The sequence below is a fragment of the Pseudomonas sp. FG6 genome, assembly GCF_057809015.1.
The window spans coordinates 19613-36152 of sequence record NZ_JBMDJD010000043.1 but is presented as its reverse complement, the minus strand read 5'-3'; the positions used below and the strand labels follow the sequence as shown (position 1 = coordinate 36152).

15 protein-coding genes are annotated in these 16540 nt (G+C 62.6%); 9 read left to right on the top strand and 6 right to left on the bottom strand.

Annotated elements, in window-relative coordinates; all coding sequences use genetic code 11:
• Window positions 1–118: 118 nt before the first annotated feature.
• Window positions 119–520: a lysozyme inhibitor LprI family protein gene (locus ACODSJ_RS21980; RefSeq protein WP_489103741.1), complete on the bottom strand. Its 402-nt coding sequence runs from the start codon at window positions 518–520 to the stop codon at window positions 119–121.
• Between the two features lie 157 nt (window positions 521–677).
• On the opposite strand from ACODSJ_RS21980, the gene ACODSJ_RS21975 reads away from it, so the two are divergent.
• Complete coding sequence (locus ACODSJ_RS21975) at window positions 678–1136, top strand: SRPBCC family protein (RefSeq protein ID WP_489103740.1); 459 nt, start codon at window positions 678–680, stop codon at window positions 1134–1136.
• Window positions 1137–1532: 396 nt separating this feature from the next.
• Here ACODSJ_RS21975 and inhA read toward each other — a convergent pair whose 3' ends face one another.
• A complete protein-coding gene (gene inhA / locus ACODSJ_RS21970) occupies window positions 1533–2219 on the bottom strand; it encodes an isonitrile hydratase (protein ID WP_489103739.1) in 687 nt (228 codons plus the stop codon).
• 98 nt (window positions 2220–2317) lie between these two features.
• Here inhA and ACODSJ_RS21965 point away from each other — a divergent pair, with 98 nt between their 5' ends.
• Window positions 2318–3289: a GlxA family transcriptional regulator gene (locus ACODSJ_RS21965; protein ID WP_489103738.1), complete on the top strand. Its 972-nt coding sequence runs from the start codon at window positions 2318–2320 to the stop codon at window positions 3287–3289.
• Between the two features lie 28 nt (window positions 3290–3317).
• On the opposite strand, the gene ACODSJ_RS21960 is transcribed toward ACODSJ_RS21965, so the two are convergent.
• Window positions 3318–3695, bottom strand: a complete 378-nt coding sequence (locus tag ACODSJ_RS21960) for a hypothetical protein (RefSeq protein ID WP_489103737.1) — start codon at window positions 3693–3695, stop codon at window positions 3318–3320.
• Window positions 3696–4295: 600 nt separating this feature from the next.
• On the opposite strand from ACODSJ_RS21960, the gene ACODSJ_RS21955 reads away from it, so the two are divergent.
• From ACODSJ_RS21955 to ACODSJ_RS21930, 6 genes are all read left to right on the top strand, one after another.
• Entirely contained in the window at window positions 4296–7550 is a 3255-nt protein-coding gene (locus ACODSJ_RS21955) for an ATP-binding protein (protein WP_489103736.1), read from the top strand.
• A 149-nt stretch (window positions 7551–7699) separates the two neighbouring features.
• Complete coding sequence (locus ACODSJ_RS21950; RefSeq protein ID WP_489103735.1) at window positions 7700–8134, top strand: response regulator; 435 nt, start codon at window positions 7700–7702, stop codon at window positions 8132–8134.
• Window positions 8135–8248: 114 nt separating this feature from the next.
• On the top strand, window positions 8249–8863 hold the full coding sequence (locus tag ACODSJ_RS21945; protein WP_489103734.1) for a response regulator: 615 nt from the start codon (window positions 8249–8251) through the stop codon (window positions 8861–8863).
• A gap of 132 nt (window positions 8864–8995) precedes the next feature.
• Window positions 8996–9859, top strand: coding sequence for a pirin family protein (locus ACODSJ_RS21940; RefSeq protein ID WP_489103733.1), 864 nt, complete (start codon window positions 8996–8998; stop codon window positions 9857–9859).
• A 168-nt stretch (window positions 9860–10027) separates the two neighbouring features.
• On the top strand, window positions 10028–11470 hold the full coding sequence (locus ACODSJ_RS21935) for a mechanosensitive ion channel domain-containing protein (protein ID WP_489103732.1): 1443 nt from the start codon (window positions 10028–10030) through the stop codon (window positions 11468–11470).
• 281 nt (window positions 11471–11751) lie between these two features.
• Complete coding sequence (locus ACODSJ_RS21930) at window positions 11752–12192, top strand: carboxymuconolactone decarboxylase family protein (protein ID WP_489103731.1); 441 nt, start codon at window positions 11752–11754, stop codon at window positions 12190–12192.
• 128 nt (window positions 12193–12320) lie between these two features.
• On the opposite strand, the gene ACODSJ_RS21925 is transcribed toward ACODSJ_RS21930, so the two are convergent.
• Entirely contained in the window at window positions 12321–13472 is a 1152-nt protein-coding gene (locus tag ACODSJ_RS21925; protein ID WP_489103730.1) for an MFS transporter, read from the bottom strand.
• Window positions 13473–13652: 180 nt separating this feature from the next.
• Between ACODSJ_RS21925 and ACODSJ_RS21920 the strand changes: the two genes are divergently transcribed.
• Window positions 13653–14645, top strand: coding sequence for a diaminopimelate epimerase (locus ACODSJ_RS21920; RefSeq protein WP_489103729.1), 993 nt, complete (start codon window positions 13653–13655; stop codon window positions 14643–14645).
• Between the two features lie 71 nt (window positions 14646–14716).
• On the opposite strand, the gene codA is transcribed toward ACODSJ_RS21920, so the two are convergent.
• Together codA and queD are read right to left on the bottom strand one after the other, a co-directional pair.
• Window positions 14717–15964 carry a cytosine deaminase gene (codA, locus tag ACODSJ_RS21915; RefSeq protein WP_489103728.1) on the bottom strand — a complete coding sequence of 416 codons (1248 nt, stop codon included), beginning with the start codon at window positions 15962–15964 and terminating at the stop codon, window positions 14717–14719.
• Between the two features lie 198 nt (window positions 15965–16162).
• On the bottom strand, window positions 16163–16519 hold the full coding sequence (queD, locus tag ACODSJ_RS21910) for a 6-carboxytetrahydropterin synthase QueD (protein WP_489103727.1): 357 nt from the start codon (window positions 16517–16519) through the stop codon (window positions 16163–16165).
• Between the last annotated feature and the right edge of the window lie 21 nt (window positions 16520–16540).

Below are 16540 nucleotides of genomic sequence, written 5' to 3'. Positions count from 1 at the left end.
GTCAAGATTAAATTCCGAAACCCCTATCTGCTGATGCAGGTAGGGGTTTTGTTTTTGTGCTTGAAAAACTTTCAGAAAAAGGATGACCTGTGGGCCATCCTTTTTTGCATTCAGCTTGTTAAGCCTCTGGCACCGGACAGCTCAAATCCCCTTCCTTGCATTTGAGATAGGCCTTGAATGCCTCGATCCGAGCCTTGGTCTGGGCCGTGATGCAATTGTTGTGGATCAAGGGGTAGACACTTCCCCCTTCGACTCCAGACGCGGAGAAACTGCACTCGGCGTCACGGAAGCTGATCCAGGCTCGTTGAGCCTTGACCAGCATTTGCTTGGTTTCGGGGCTGTCCTTCAGGCGCGCGGTGATCTGCTGGTACAAACGGTTGAGCTCTTTGTCGGCGGCCTTGTTTTCCTGGGCGGCGCACTGGTTCATGTCACCTTGGGTCGTGGCATTGGCACAGTCGTCGGCTTGGGCCACAGTGAGAAAAAACAGTGGCGTCGTCGCCAGAAGCAAGCGTGGGAACATGGTCAATCTCTTCATGATGAGGCTGAAAGTGCCGGGGAAGTTTACATTGCCCCCGTGCCGTTTTTGCCTCGGCAACAATTGAAGACGGCGGTCTGATACAACTTTCCAGTTGGCCTCGTGGTCTTACAAGCCTACTGTTGAACACAGGAGGTGACCCATGCATTCATCTGATCGCATTGAAAGAAAGATCCTGCTCAAGGCGTCGCGTTCCCATGTCTGGCGGGCCCTGGCCAATGCAGAGGCCTTTGGCCAATGGTTTGGCGTTGCCCTTGAGGGTAAGCGGTTTGTGGCAGGTGAGCGGACCCAGGGCCAGATTACCTACCCAGGCTACGAACACCTCGTCTGGGACGTGCTGGTGGAGCGCGTGGAGCCTGAACGGGTGTTCTCGTTCCGCTGGCACCCTTACGCGGTCGAGCCGCAGGTGGATTATTCCCAGGAGTCCGAAACACGGGTGCAGTTCGATCTGGAGGACATGGACGGCGGCACCCTGCTCAAAGTGGTGGAATCGGGGTTTGATAGCCTTCCAGAGGCGCGTCGCCTCAAGGCCTTTCGCATGGATAGCCGTGGCTGGGACGAGCAGATGGCCAACATCGAGGCATTCCTGAGTAAAACCTGATCTTTGGCCGTCCGAATCGCGAGCGCGAAGGTTTTTGCAAGTCAGGTATAGCGAATGTCTTACACGCCTTGGTAGTTATGTCTTCTATTGCACTTTGGATCCGACGCGTAATCTGGACTCATCCACTGAAGCACAGGAAGTGCTCAGGATCAGGGACGATCGACCTTGCAAGGATGGCTATCGACAGGGAGTCGTAATGGTCTTGGAAAAACCCGCTTCGGCGGGTTTTTTTTCGTCTGCGAAAAAGTGCTTCGCGCATGACACCCGCGTCCCAGGCTTCACGCACTCTTGACCAACAGGCTTGCGCCAGGAAACGGTGTATTCGGGCTGGCACCTGACCTGCGTGGCGAGGAGATACCCCCTCGCCACCGGCCTATATCTGGCCGGGACGTACCATCAAGCCAGTTCCAGCCGCGCCGCGGCGCGTTGGGTGATCTGCGAGCGCACGCGGAACGATTCTGCGGCGCGCCGCTGGGCTTGCTCCACGACTTGCGTGGGAGCGGTGTCCGGGCTGCCAGCGTTGAAGGGTGGGGCTGGGGCGTACTCGAGTTGCAGCTGGACCAGTTCGGCGGTGTCCTGGTCGAACAACTCGGCTGCCAGGGTCAAGGCAAAATCGATCCCCGCCGTGATGCCGCCACCGGTGAGCAGGTTGCCGTCGCGCACTACACGGTCCTTGACCGGTGTCGCGCCCAGGGTTTGCAGCAGGCTGTGATAGGCCCAGTGGGTGGTGGCGCGCTTGCCCTGCAACAGGCCCGCCGCACCGAGCACCAGCGAACCGGTGCACACCGACGTGATGTATTTGGCCTCGGCGGCCTGCCGCTTGATGAAGGCGAGTGTCTGTTCGTCTTCCATCAAGGGACCGACGCCGCTTCCGCCGGGGACGCAGATCACGTCCAGTTTCGGGCAGTCGGCGAACGTGGTGGTTGGCAACAGCACCAGCCCGGTACTGGCGGTGATGGGGGCCAGGTCTTTCCAGATCAGGTGGACTTTCACGTCCGGCAACGAAGCCAGCACGTCATAAGGGCCGGTGAGGTCCAACTGCTGGACCTGGGGAAATAACAGTAGACCGATCTGTAGCGTCATGGCGTTTCTCCTGTGGATGGTGCCCGAGGGGTGGACGGTTTTACTTTAGGTCCGTAGGCTCTGGCGCATACGCCAATAAACCCTCGAATCACGCCAATATGTCCCATATACCGAAAACCATTCATGTATTGGCCTTCGCCAACGTGCAAGTGCTGGACGTCACCGGGCCCTTGCAGGTGTTCGCGTCGGCCAACGACCTGGCTCGTCAGCAAGGTCTGCCGTTGCCCTACGCGCCCCGGGTCATAGCTGCCGGGGGCGGGGCGGTGGTGTCCTCGGCAGGGTTGACGCTGATGGCCGAGCCGCTGCCAAGCGAAGGCAGTGACACGTTGTTGATCGCCGGTGGTTGGGGCGTGTACGAGGCGGCTAAAGACCCGGCGCTGGTGGCCTGGGTCAAGGAACATGGCTTGCGTTCGCGCAGGGTGGCCTCGGTGTGTACTGGGGCATTTCTGCTGGCAGCCAGCGGCTGGCTGGATGGCCGGCGCGTGGTAACCCATTGGACGCGCTGCGAACAACTGGCCGAGCAGCATCCGCAGCTGCGGGTCGAACCCAATCCGATCTTTATCAACGACGGTCCGGTCTGGACTTCGGCTGGGGTCACGGCCGGCATCGACCTGGCCCTGGCCCTGGTGGAGGACGACCTGGGGCGCGCCATGGCCCTGGAGGTCGCTCGGCAGTTGGTGGTGTTCCTCAAGCGACCTGGCGGGCAATCACAATTCAGCGTGATGTTGTCCCTGCAAAAACAGGGCAACCGTTTTGATGAGCTGCACGCCTGGATCGCCGAGAACCTTACTCAAGACCTGGGGCTGTCGAATCTGGCGGCCCAGGCGGGCATGAGCGAGCGCAGCTTTGTACGCCACTACCGTGCCGACACCGGCCAGACCCCGGCGCGGGCCGTGGAGTTGATTCGCGTGGAAACTGCCCGCCGGCTGCTGGCCGACACCGCGCTACCCATCAAGCGCGTTGCGGTGCAGTGCGGCTTCGGCAGTGAGGAAACCCTACGCCGTGGTTTTTTGCGGGCGATGGGCGTGACGCCCCAGGCCTATCGCGAGCGGTTTGCCGCCCTGTCTTGAGGCGGCTTGCGGCATCGCACGGTTATGTTCAGGCGGGTTCCTGATTAACGTATTTGGCTCGATCCGGCGTGAACGTCACGATCATGTTCGTGCTGGAGCAGGTGAGGGTACGTTCCTGGGACAGGTCGATGTCCAGGTCTTCACCGCGCAGGCCTTGCCATTGGGCGAGGTACTTGAGGCAGCCGAATTTTTCGTTTTTCTTCAAGCTGCGGCTGACACCGCCTTTCCAGCCCAGTACCGGTAACTCGCCGGCTTGGCAGCGTTGTGCCAGTTCGGGAAATTTCATCGCCCGCTCGCGGCCGATTTCCCAGCATTTGATCAGGCCCCGATCGTGGCTTTCCCAGAGATCTTCCCGGGTGAGGCCTGTTCGGGGTGGGGTGGTGATGGGACGTTTGATATGGCTCATGCCGGATCCTTGAGTCGGGTTTTTGTCGGGCAGCTCCGCTGCACCCGTGTGGGCTCCGATCTTAGGAGGGGTTTTGCGGGCTGGCAACTCGAAGCGGGGCGGGGCGATAAATGGCGATAGAAGCCCAAGCTGCTTTTGTGGCGAGGGCGCTGGCTCCCGCTGGGTTGCGAAGCGACCCACAATCTTCGGAAGTCTTGGAAGATGTTGCGCCTGCTGTGCAGTCGAGCGGGAGCAAGCGCCCTCGCCACAAGGGCAGCGTTCCATGAACTACCAACCCCCCGAAAGTCTTTTCCGCCACTTCGAGGGGCACGTCGGGGCTGATGTGCCGACCGGCCTGGGTGCGACTGCTGGCCTGTGTTTCGGACCCGTACGTCTGGTGCGGGTCGAACACGAATTGGAAAACGCCTTCGATGCCAACGGGCAATTCTTCGGAAATTTCCTACACTTATTTCCGTACCTGTCGCCGTTTGTCCGTTTGACAGGCCCATGGACGGTTCGCTGTTCCCTCGTATTGGCAGTCTGAACCCCTTAGCCGGTTGCCGCTGACGGATTGTGACGTCGGGGGTACGCCCGGCCGATCATGCCAAGCGAAACAATCAGATGATGCTGCTTCTACGCACAGGCCTGGCGGCGCTGTTGCTGGGCTCATTGAGTGTGGTGCCACAGGCTGACGCGGCGCCCGAGTCGTTGCAGGTACTCGGGCGCTCCGATGTGGGCGACTATGCGGTGTCGCTGGCTCCGGCCGATTGGCGCTGGTTGCGCGACAAGGGCACCTTGCTGCTGGGGGCCTCGGCGCCGGACTACGCGCCTTTCAGCATCACCGGCAGCGGTCGCGACTACGAAGGCCTGACCGCCGACTACGCGCAACTGCTGGGGCAGCTCTTGCACGTTCAGGTCCAAATCCGGCGCTATCCGTCGCGCGCCGAATCGCTCCAGGCCTTGCGCGGCGGTGATATCGACCTGCTCGGCACCGCCAACGGCTTCGAGGCCGCCGAGCCGGACCTGGCGATGTCCCAGGCCTACGCCGATGACCTGCCCACCCTGGTGGCTCGCGTCGACGACAGCCAGGACCTGCCCCCGGACCTGGCGGGCAAGCGGGTGGCCATGCTGTATCACTATTTGCCACCAGACACGGTCAAGGCCTTTTATCCCGACGCCACCTTGCAGCTGTACCCCTCGACTCTCAGCGCCATCGGCGCCGTGGCGTTCGGTCAGGCCGACGTCTACCTGGGGGATTCGATCAGTGCCAACTACCTGATCAGCAAGAATTACCTGAACAACGTCCAGCTCGCGGATTTCTCGCGCATGGAAGTGCAGCCCTTTGCCTTCGCCGTCAATCGCGACAATGGGCGCCTGTTGCGCGTCATCAATGCCGCGCTACAAGCCATTCCCGCCGGCGAACGCATGAGCATCCTGCGGCGTTGGAGTGCGGGCGGCGCGAGCATGCCGGGCCAGCAAACGATGCATTTCAGCGTCCGCGAGCAACGCTGGCTCGACGCCCATCCGCGGATCAACGTGGCGGTCAACGAGAACTTCCTGCCGCTGACATTCTTCGACGAGCAAGGCCAATTGCGCGGCATCGGCGCCGATGTGCTGGCCAGGATCAGCCTGCGCACCGGTCTGAAATTCGATGTGCAGCGTGGCGATTCGGTGGATGACCTGATCGGCCGGATCAAGCGCGGCCAGGCTGACGTCCTCGTCACCGCCATCCCCAGCGCCGAACTCGAAAGCGAGTTGCGCTTTACCCGGCCGTACCTGACGAACCCGTTCGTGCTGGTGGTGCCGGCCCGGGCCAAGGCACCGCTTACCTTGGACCAGTTGGCCGGCCAGCGCCTGGCGCTGGTGCGTGGCAACGTATTGCGTGAGTTTTTGTTGGAGCAGTTCCCGCGCGTGCAGTTGGTGGCGGCACAGAACGCGGCCGACGCCATGGCGATGGTGGCCGCCGGGACGGCGGACGCGGCGATCAATCCGCTGATCAGCGCCCGCTACATGATCTCCCGCCAGTACCGCGACAAATTGCAGGTCACCAGCACCGTGGGCACCTTGCCGGCACGTGTTGCGTTGGCGACGAACCGTGGGGCACTGGAGCTTTACTCGATCCTGGACAAGGCGCTGTTGAGCATCTCCCCCGAAGAAATGGACGAGTTGACCAATCGCTGGCGCAGTGAAGTGGTGATCGACAACAGTTACTGGCTGCGCAACCGCACCACTATCTTGCAAGGGTTTGCCGTCGCCGCGCTGCTGTTGCTGGTGACCTTGGGCTGGGTCATTTACTTGCGGCGCGTGCTGGAGCAACTGCGGCTCGCCAAGGAAAGTGCCGACGACGCCAATCGGGCCAAGACCACCTTCGTGGCGACCATGAGCCATGAGATCCGCACGCCGATGAATGCGGTGATCGGCATGCTGGAGCTGGCGCTGAAAAAGGCCGACCAGGGCATCGTCGACCGGTCCGCCATCGAAGTCGCGTCGGGTGCTGCCCATGGCATGCTCGACTTGATCGGCGACATCCTCGACATCGCCCGCATCGAGTCGGGCCGGTTGTCGCTGACGCCGCAGCGGGCCAACCTCAAGGCCCTGGTAGAGTCGGTGGTGCGGATTTTCGAGGGCCTGGCCCGGCAGAAGCACCTGGGCTTGATACTGACGCTGGACGCCGCGATCGACTGCGATGTGTCGCTCGATCCTTTGCGCTTCAAGCAGATCGTCTCGAACCTGTTGAGCAACGCCATCAAGTTTACCGAGCAGGGCCAGGTGCGTCTGAGTGTGCGCGGCGAGCCGGACCCCGGGCATGCGAGCCTGGCTATTTGCCTGCGGGTCGAGGACACCGGCTGCGGCATTTCCCCCGAAGACCAGCGTCGCCTGTTCAGTCCCTTTACCCAGGCCAGCCAAGGCGCCCAGTCGGCGCGCAGCGGTTCCGGGTTGGGGTTAGTCATCAGCCGCACCTTGTGCGAAATGATGGGCGGCACACTGACGTTGCACAGTGAGCCGGGGGAGGGCACGCAGGTCGAGATCCTGCTGAGCCTGCCGGTGCTCGACGCCCTGCCGGCGGTGGAGCATGGCGCGGGCGAGGCGTTGCTGCCGGGGCCGGTGCTGAAGATCCTGGTGGTCGACGACTACCCGGCCAACCGGATGCTGCTGTCCCGGCAACTGGGCTACCTGGGACACCGCGTCGAGGAGGCGCAGAACGGTATCGAGGGCCTCCAGGCCTGGCGCAGCGAGCACTTCGATGTGGTAATTACCGACTGCAACATGCCCTTGATGAGTGGTTATGAGCTGGCCCGCGCCATTCGCGCCGAGGAGCGCGCCCGTCAGCTGTTGCCCGGGGTGATCCTGGGGTTCACGGCCAACGCCCAGCCCGAGGAAAAGGTGCGTTGCGTCGACGCCGGGATGGACGATTGCCTGTTCAAACCCATCAGCCTGACGGTGCTCCATGGCTGCCTGGCCTCGGTCACGCCCCACGCTTCGGCGGCCTCGTCCAGCGACGACTTCGACTTGAGCAGCCTGGAACAACTGACCGGCGATGACACCAATGCGCTTAAGCAATTGCTGGGAGAACTGCTCAACAGCAATGCCGAGGATCAAGCGCGACTGCTGCAGTTGTTCTCCGGACAAGACCTGCCGGGCCTGGCGGACCTGGCGCACCGGATCAAGGGCGGTGCACGCATCATTGACGCGCAACGCCTGGTCGCGGCCTGCGAGGCGCTGGAAAACGCTTGCCGGGGAGGTCACGCGTTGCAACTCGCCGAACCCGTGGAAATCCTTCACCAAGCCATGGAGCAACTGAAGGATCAACTCAAGACCCATGTGGCGAGGGAGCTTGCTCCCGCTGGACCGCGAAGCGGTCCCCTTGGCTCCTGATTACGATAAATTCCCTCCATGTAAGGGCGGCGTCTGTCCATATTTTCGGAATAGTCCTACATCGTCTTTCAAACGCTTCCTCTAGCCTGACGGCCCTTAATGTTCTTGAGCCGGTCCTTACCTGGCGCGTTGCTATTGGAAAGCTTGCCATGCCGAACAAAGCACTCCGTATCCTGATTGCCGACCCACACCACGCCCATCGAGTCGTACTGGAGCGCCTGCTCAATCAACTGGGCTATTTCCGGATAGTCCCCGTGAGCCATATGCAGGCGCTGCTGACACTGGTGGAGTACGGCAGCGAGCCGTTCGACCTGGTGGTCATCAACGCCGGGCTGGCAAGCGGGGCGCTGGACCTCCAGGATTTTGTTGCCTATAACCCACAGGTCCGTCACGGGATGATCTACAACGCTGAGCCGATTGCTTTCTCGCCGATGCCCGTCGCACGTCGATCGAGCCTGCACCTGAACCAAGCGCCATTACCTGATCTGGCTTCACTCAAGCGACTGATGACGCACGTTGACCCTCAGGCCGATGAGTCGCTGCAAACGTGGGAGCGCCCGCTTCGGCAGGGCCATGGGCGTTGAGATCGACCGTCGGTCGGCACTGTCGGACCTGACAGGTGGCGTGGCCTGGCGCTTGTGCAAGAGTCCGGTGCAGTCATGGCACCGGTGCCGTTTGTTTTGACCTGGGGAATTGCCTTGAAAGACGTATTGATCGTGGACGACCACCCTGTCATCCGAGGAGCGCTTCGGCTCGTTTGCCAGAATGAGGGGTTCAGCCACATCAGGGACGCCAACGGCGCGGCCGAAGCCAGGGCATTCATCAAGGAGAGCCCGCCGGACCTGGTCATCCTGGACCTGGTGATGAACGGTTTCGATGGCCTGGACCTGTTGGTCTGGATCATGGCCCAGTACCCGGAGTGCAGTGTGCTGGTGTTCACCTCCCAGGACGCGCAGCACTTTTGCAACCGCTGCATCTCGGCCGGTGCCCGTGGGTTCGTGACCAAGAAAAGCGACCTCAAGGAACTGACCAAGGCCATCCAGGCGTTGAAATCCGGTTACGCCTATTTCCCCCAAGTGTCCGTCAGGCTGGATTTCCAGCAGCGCAGCGAGCAACAGGCCCTGGAAAGCCTCTCCACCCGCGAGCTGTCCATCCTGCGCATGTTGGCCATGGGCATGCGCGGCAAGGACATCGCCGAAAACCTGTTCCTGAGTCCGAAGACAGTCAGCACCTACAAGACCCGCCTGTTGGAAAAGCTCGGCTTGCAGTCCTTGGTGGGCTTGTCGGAATTTGCCAAGCGTAATCACCTCTAGATGAACTGAATCCAAACGGTGGTTTATTGTTCTCTGGATAGAACGCTAAGGCCGGTTTTTGCCGTCTAGTGCTGCAAACAGCTCGGTTTTAAGCTGTGTCCATCTTCGCAACACCTGATTTGGAGACACAGCATGAAAAACATCATCGGCCTATACACCAGCCCGCGGCCCCATTGGGTTGGCGATGGCTTCCCGGTTCGCACGCTGTTTTCCTACGACAACCTGGGCAAGCACATCAGCCCGTTCCTGCTCCTGGACCACGCCGCGCCCACTGAATTCACACCGACCACCGAGCGACGCGGCGTTGGCCAGCACCCTCATCGCGGTTTCGAAACGGTGACCATCGTCTACCAGGGCGAGCTGGAACACCGGGACTCCACCGGCAGCGGCGGCAAGATCGGCCCTGGCGATGTGCAGTGGATGACCGCCGCTTCCGGGATCATCCATGAAGAATTCCATTCCCAAGCCTTCGCTCGGCAAGGTGGATTCATGGAAATGGTGCAGCTGTGGGTCAACCTGCCGGCCAAGGACAAAATGGCCCCGGCCGGCTACCAGACGATCCTCAAGGACGACATCCCGAACATCGCGTTGAAGAACGACGCCGGCAGCCTGCGCCTGATCGCCGGGACCTTCGACGGGCATCACGGCCCGGCGAAGACCTTCACACCCATCGACGTCTGGGACATCCGCTTGAACGCCGGCAAAGACCTCACCCTGGACCTGCACGAAGGTCGCAACACGGCCCTGGTGGTGTTGCGCGGTTCGGTCCAGGCCAATGGTCGCGAGCGCGTCGAGGCCGGACAACTGGCGCTGTTCGACCGGGCAGGTGACCAGGTGTACCTGCAAGCCGACAACGACGCGGTGGTGCTGTTGCTCAGCGGCGAACCGATCGACGAGCCCATCGTCGGCCATGGCCCGTTCGTGATGAACAGCGAACAGGAAATCCACCAGGCGTTCACCGATTTTCATTCCGGGCGCTTTGGCCGGATGGAATAGCCACTCCGATTCAACATGTAGGAGCGGGCTTGCTCGCGAAGGCGTTGTGCCAGCGGACATGTACTTCGCTGACACTCCGCTTTCGCGAGCAAGCCCGCTCCCACAGTATCTCTACAGCCGGTTCAATCTGTGCCAATCTTCGCCAATGGCCTTCCTGGAGCTGTCCCGATGCTGTTTCTGATTTCCGAGCACCCGCTGCTCTGTTCCCTGGCGCTGCTGGTGCTCGACCTACTGATATGGCGGCTGGTCAGCGCGGATCGGGTCTATTGGAAGATCGGTGCGCGGCTGGTGATTTTTTCGTTGTTCAGCGCTTTGCTGTTCAACGAAGGGCTCAACCCCATGGAGCCGGCGCAGTGGGTCGATAACGTGCCGCGACATCTGGCCGCCACAGGGTTGCAGATTGCCTGGTGGCTGTTCGCCGCGCGCACGCTGACGGTGATGATCGGCGCGGTGATGATGCAACGCGTCGGTCATACCGGGCGGTTGCTGCAGGATCTGCTGGGCGCGGTGATCTTCCTGATCGCCATCATCGCGGCCCTGGCCTATGTGCTGGACCTGCCGGTCAAGGGCGTGCTGGCGACGTCCGGGGCGATGGCGATCATCGTCGGCCTGGCGCTGCAAAGCACCCTCAGCGACGTGTTCTCCGGCATCGTGCTCAACACCACCAAGCCTTATCAGCTCGATGACTGGATTTCCATCGATGGCACCGAAGGCCGCGTCACTGACATCGACTGGCGCGCCACGCGCTTGCAGACTGCCCAGGGCAGCATGGCGGTGATCCCCAATTCCCTGGCCGCGAAGGCCAAGGTCATCAATTTCAGTCGGCCTAGCGATGTGCACGGGCTGAACATCAGCGTCCAGGTCAGCCCCCATGCGCGACCACAGAAAGTGATCGAAGCGTTGGAGCGGGCGATGATCGGCTGTCGCGCGTTGCTGGCGAGCCCGGCGCCGAGTGTGACGCTCAAAAGCTGTGACAGTGACGGCGCGCAGTACGAGATCAATGGGTTTGTCGCGTCCATGAGCCAGAAGCGCGAAGTGCGCAATCAACTCTTCGACCTGGCGTTCCGACACTTGCGAGCCTCGGGGGTGAGCCTGTTGTCCAGCAGTGAAAACGCCGCGCCCAGTGGTGTCTCGCGGCCCCGGGCGTTGTTGGAAAGCTCAAGCATTTTCTCCACCTTGCGCCAGGAGGAGAAAGACACCTTTAGCCAGAACATGACCCTGCAAACCTTCCGTGCCGGCGATGTGATCCTGGCCGCCGGAGAAGTCAGCGATCACCTGTTCATCATCGAGTCCGGCGTGGTCAGCGCGAGCCTGGTGCGTAACGGCCAGACACTCGAGGGCGGGCGAATGGGGCCAGGGGAGGTGATTGGCGAGGCAGGGATCCTGTCCGACCAGGCCGCGTTGGCGAATTTTTCCGCCAAGACGTTCTGCACCCTGTATCGCATCGAGAAAAGCTACCTCAAGCCCTGCCTGGAGGCCCGGCGCGACATCAACGATGCGATGAAGAACCTGCTGGACGTGCGCATGCACCTGGCCCAGAACCTGATCCGCGAGGTGCCCCAGCCAGTGGTCAAGAAGCGGTTCCTGCAATGGCTGCGCAGCCGCGCCTGATTGAAGGGAGCATGGTTCCCTGTGGCGAGGGAGCTTGCTCCCGCTGGGCTGCGCAGCGGCCCTAAAAAGAGCGACTCCATTCATCTGGCACACCGAGGTGTCAGGTTTTGGGTCTGCTGCGCAGCCCAGCGGGAGCAAGCTCCCTCGCCACGCAAGAGTCTCTTCCCTGGCTGCTTCCACCGGCCTGCCATTGGCCACCCGAACTTCCCAACAATTGGCTATTTGTACGGCGCCGGCACGGGGCTAACGTAACGCCACACCCAATTGTCCTGGAGTTCAGCATGCAACCGCGTATCGATTTCTACACCGCCTCCCCTGATGCCTTCAAAGCCATGTTGGCCCTGGAAACCGCCGTCTCCAAGCTGGGCCTGGAAAAGTCCCTGTTGGAGTTGGTCAAGCTGCGCTCTTCGCAAATCAACGGCTGCGCCTTCTGCATCGACATGCACACCGCCGACGCGCGCAAGGAGGGCGAAACCGAGCGCCGTCTCTACGCCGTGACCGCCTGGCGCGAAGCACCATTCTTCACCGGTCGCGAACGCGCCGCGCTGGCCTGGACCGAAGCGCTGACCCGCATCAGCGAAACCCACGCCCCGGACGCGGACTACGCGCTGTTGAGCGAACACTTCAACCCCAAGGAAATGGTCGACCTGACCGTGGCGATCAACGCCATCAACGGCTGGAACCGCTTGGCGGTGGGCTTTCGCAAGATGCCAGAGGCTTGATCGGGAAACGAAAACACCTGTGAAAGTATGGGCGCCTGTGGGAGCTAAGCTTGCTCGCGATACAGACACCTCGGTTTCAAAAGGACCGCGTCGTCTGCATCGCGGGCAAGCCTTGCTCCCACAAGGTTTCAGACTTTCAGGATCTTGCCACTGGCCGCCACCACCACCAACGAAAGCGCCAGCAGCCCGAACGCCACACTCAAGCTGCTGCCATGGGCGACGAAGCCGATCAGCGCCGGCCCGGCGAGGATGCCGGCGTAGCCGATGGTGGTGATGGCCGGCACGGCGATCGCCTCCGGCATCAGCGTCTGTTTGCCGACGGCGGTGTACAGCACCGGCACGATGTTCGAACAGCCGGCGCCCACCAGCGCGTACCCCAACAGCGCTGCCTGCCACATCGGTGCCAGGGTGGCCAGCAGGAACCCCGCAGCGGCAACCGAGCCGCCGTAGATGATCACGCGCCGGGCGCCCAGGCGATGCACCACCGAGTCGCCTGTCAGCCGGCCGACGGTCATGGCCAGCGCGAACGCGGCGTACCCCAGCCCGGCGTAGGCGGTCTCCACCCCACGTTCGGCGGTCAGGAACACCGCGCTCCAATCCAGCACCGCACCTTCGGCCAGGAACACGATGAAACACAGGATGCCGATGAACAGCACCACGCCATGGGGGATGGCGAACGCCGGCCCCGAGCTTTCGCTGCCATAGGGCAACAGGTGCGGGGCCGCCTTGCACAACGCCACCAGCAGCAGGATATTGACCGCCAGCGTCGCCCCCAGCGGTGAAAGCCCGAGGCCTAGCAGCGCGCTCACGCCAGCGGCGCCAATGATCCCGCCGAGGCTGAACATGCCGTGGAAGCCCGACATCATGGTCTTGCCACTGGCCCGTTCGACGATCACCGCTTGCAGGTTCACGGTCGAGTCCACGGTGCCGAGCCCGGCGCCAAACAGGAACAAGGCCGCCACCAGCCAGGGCAGGGAGGTCAGGGTTGCCAGCAGCGGCAACGCCAGGCAGATCAGCAGCGTGCCACCGCTGAGTACCCGACGGCAGCCGAATCGTCCCGCCAGCGCCCCGGAAATCGGCATCGCCAGGATCGAGCCGACCCCCAGGCATAACAGCAGCAAGCCAAGGGTGCCTTCGTCCAGATTTGCCCGCACCTTGGCATATGGCACCAACGGCGCCCAGGCGGCGATGCCGACACCGGCGATGAGGTAGGCGATACGGGTGGACATCTGCTCCAGGCGTCCGGGGATAAACGTGGGTGGGGGCGTGATGGCGGTCATGAAGCGTCCTTGGTTTTCGTGCGGTGCGAGGGTGCGGGCAGGGACCTATGCTTGCATATCCACTGACTGTCTCGCGACCTCAAGGTGCCAACCGATGTGCCTGCGCGGGGGCAAGCTTTGCCCGGTCGCCAGCCCTGGCATACAGTACGGGGTTTCGCTGACTGACTCCGGGACCGATCCATGACGCAGTTTTACGACGCACGCGGCAATATTTACGGCGTGGTTTCACCCCGGCAGATCCGCGAGCTTGGCATTGATCTGCCCACCTCGGCTGTCCAGGCCGCGCAAGTGCGCGAATCCTGGGCCGCGGCGGCCGTGCAGGCCTTTTGCAGTTGGGTACCGGGCGAGGCGCCTGCGGATGCCAAGGCCCATCGCAGCGACGGCTTGCTGGTGGGGCCGTTCCAGGAGGCGCCGCCTTTCGATCTGTTGATCGTCAACACTGACGGCACCCTGGCCGAGCGCAGCGGCAATGGCCTGACGATTTTCTCCCAGGCCCTGCGCGAGCAAGGCCTGATGCCGGCCGATGGGGCGTGCCTGTTGCAGGTTCATCACGACAAACAGACCGGCACATCACCGCTGCAAACCTCGGTTCGCATCGCTGAGTTCGAGGGCGTGCAAGGTTTCTGGCTGGACTTGGGGCGACCGCTGTTTGGTCCTCAGGCCGTTGGCGCCCAAGAGGTGGAGTGCGTGATCTTCAACCAGCGTGACGTCAGTCGGGTAGTCGGGCTCCATGGTTTGAACCCGGCCTGGGGTCACAGCCAGTTCGTGAGCATGGGCAACCCGCATTGCGTGACCCTGGTGGACAACCCCGAGGCGTTGCCGAGTAACCCGCAGATGCGCGAACCGGCCTTGTCCCGGAGCCTGACCCGCATCGCCTACGCGGCGCCCGGTGGCGGTGGCGTGCCGTGTCCGGCGGGGGTGAACCTGCAATGGGCCTGGCGCGAGGCCGATCATCGAATCGCGGCCCGGGTGTTCGAGCGCGGGGAAGGCCCCACCGCTTCGTCGGGCACTAGCGCCAGCGCCGTGGCCAGCGCGGCGTGGCGGGCGGGGTGGGTGAAGGCGGGGACGGTGAATGTGGTGATGCCCGGCGGCACTGCGCCGATCTTGCTGGAAGAAGCGGCTGGCGAGTTGGTGGGGGTCAGGTTGTTTGGGATGGCGCGGCGGGTGTCGTAGCGTTTCTGGCGTTTTGCGGCGTGGCCACTGCCGCATTCCTGTCAACTGACCTACCGCAGGGGTGGGCGCCATCAACCCACTTGCGGCCCGAATTCCACCACCGGCATCTGCCGCTTCATCAACACCTCACCGTTGCGAATCGAATAAAGCGGCAAGCCCTGGCTGCGGATCACTTCGTAATCGCTGTCGGCCGACAGGATCAGCAGGTTCGCCGGGCGGCCGGGTTCCAGCCCGTAGCGTTCGCCCAGGGCAAGGGCCTTGGCGCTGTTGTCGGTGACCAGGTCCAGGGCGCTTTGCAGGTTGCGGTAGCCGAGCATGTGGCAGATGTGCAGGCCGGCTTCCAGGACCCGCAGGATATTGCCGTTGCCCAACGGGTACCACGGGTCAACGATGGAGTCCTGGCCGAAGCACACGTTCATCCCGGCTTCGAGCAGTTCATTGACCCGGGTGACGCCGCGGCGTTTGGGGAAGTTGTCGAAGCGCCCTTGCAGGTGGATGCTCTCGGTGGGGCAGGAGACGAAACTGATGCCCGAATGCCCGAGCAGGCGGAACAGCTTGGCGCAGTAGGCGTTGTCGTAGGAACCCATGGCGGTGGTGTGGCTGGCGGTGACGCGGGCGCCCATGTCGCGACTGCGGGCCTCTTCGGCAAGCACTTCGAGAAAACGCGAGTGTGGGTCGTCGGTTTCGTCGCAATGCACATCCACCAGGCAGCCGGTGCGCTCGGCCAGGTCCATGAGGAATTTCACCGAGCTGACGCCCTGGTCGCGGGTGTACTCGAAATGGGGAATACCGCCTACCACGTCGGCGCCCATGCGGATTGCTTCTTCCATCAACTCGCGGCCATTGCGGTAGGACTCGATGCCTTCCTGGGGAAACGCGACGATCTGCATGTCCACCAGGTGCCGGCTTTGCTCGCGCACCTCGAGCATCGCCTTGAGGGCGGTGAGTTCGGGGTCGGTCACGTCGACGTGGGTGCGCACGTGCTGGATGCCATGGGCGGCGAGGGCCTGCAGGGTTTTCTGGGCGCGGGTGCGGGTGTCTTCCTGGGTGATGGTGGCCTTGCGCTCGCCCCAGCACTCGATGCCTTCGAACAGCGTGCCGCTCATGTTCCAGCGCGGCTCGCCGGCGGTGAGGGTGGCATCCAGATGGATGTGCGGTTCGACAAAGGGCGGGACCACCAGGTTGCCACCGGCATCGAGGTCGTCGGCCCCCAGGCTGGGCGCCTCGGTCTGGCGGGCGATGCTGGCGATCAGGCCGTTTTCCAGGTGCAGTTCATGCAAGCCTTCGTGGTTGCGCAGGCGGGCGTTGATGATGTGCATCGGGCGAGTCCTTTAAAGGTCTTGGAGTGGCGCGTCAGCCGTGAAAGGCGCCATCGCATCGACCAATAGCATAGACGGGCTCATTGCGCATGCGGTTTCCTTGTGGGGGCAAGGCTTGCCCGCGATTCAGGCGCCGCGGCTGCAGAAAGTCCGTGTCGCTTTCATCGCGAGCAAGCTTTGCTCCCACAGGCCCGGGCGTTATTCGCCGTGGTAGATGCAGCCGCTGGTGCAGGTCTCGTGGATACGAATGGCGCTGAGTTCCGGCAGCAGAGGCTTGAGTTCGTTCCAGATCCACTTGGCCAGGACTTCGCTGGTGGGGTTTTCCAGGCCGGGGATGTCGTTGAGGTAGTTGTGGTCCAGGCGCTCGTAGAGCGGCTTGAAGATCGCCTTGATCTCCGAGAAGTCACGGATCCAGCCGGTGTGCGGGTCGATGTCGCCGCTCAGGTGGATCGCCACCTTGAACGAGTGGCCGTGCAGGCGGCCGCACTTGTGGCCTTGCGGCACGTGGGGCAGGCGGTGGGCGGATTCGAAGGTGAATTCTTTGAAAATTTCCACAGGGTCGGGCTCTTTGAGGTC

Coding starts and splice junctions, on each gene's coding strand:
- ACODSJ_RS21980 (WP_489103741.1), bottom strand. CDS start 520: ATGTTCCCACGCTTGCTTCTGGCGACGACGCCACTGTTTTTTCTCACT.
- ACODSJ_RS21975 (WP_489103740.1), top strand. CDS start 678: ATGCATTCATCTGATCGCATTGAAAGAAAGATCCTGCTCAAGGCGTCG.
- inhA (WP_489103739.1), bottom strand. CDS start 2,219: ATGACGCTACAGATCGGTCTACTGTTATTTCCCCAGGTCCAGCAGTTG.
- ACODSJ_RS21965 (WP_489103738.1), top strand. CDS start 2,318: ATGTCCCATATACCGAAAACCATTCATGTATTGGCCTTCGCCAACGTG.
- ACODSJ_RS21960 (WP_489103737.1), bottom strand. CDS start 3,695: ATGAGCCATATCAAACGTCCCATCACCACCCCACCCCGAACAGGCCTC.
- ACODSJ_RS21955 (WP_489103736.1), top strand. CDS start 4,296: ATGATGCTGCTTCTACGCACAGGCCTGGCGGCGCTGTTGCTGGGCTCA.
- ACODSJ_RS21950 (WP_489103735.1), top strand. CDS start 7,700: ATGCCGAACAAAGCACTCCGTATCCTGATTGCCGACCCACACCACGCC.
- ACODSJ_RS21940 (WP_489103733.1), top strand. CDS start 8,996: ATGAAAAACATCATCGGCCTATACACCAGCCCGCGGCCCCATTGGGTT.
- ACODSJ_RS21935 (WP_489103732.1), top strand. CDS start 10,028: ATGCTGTTTCTGATTTCCGAGCACCCGCTGCTCTGTTCCCTGGCGCTG.
- ACODSJ_RS21930 (WP_489103731.1), top strand. CDS start 11,752: ATGCAACCGCGTATCGATTTCTACACCGCCTCCCCTGATGCCTTCAAA.
- ACODSJ_RS21925 (WP_489103730.1), bottom strand. CDS start 13,472: ATGACCGCCATCACGCCCCCACCCACGTTTATCCCCGGACGCCTGGAG.
- ACODSJ_RS21920 (WP_489103729.1), top strand. CDS start 13,653: ATGACGCAGTTTTACGACGCACGCGGCAATATTTACGGCGTGGTTTCA.
- codA (WP_489103728.1), bottom strand. CDS start 15,964: ATGCACATCATCAACGCCCGCCTGCGCAACCACGAAGGCTTGCATGAA.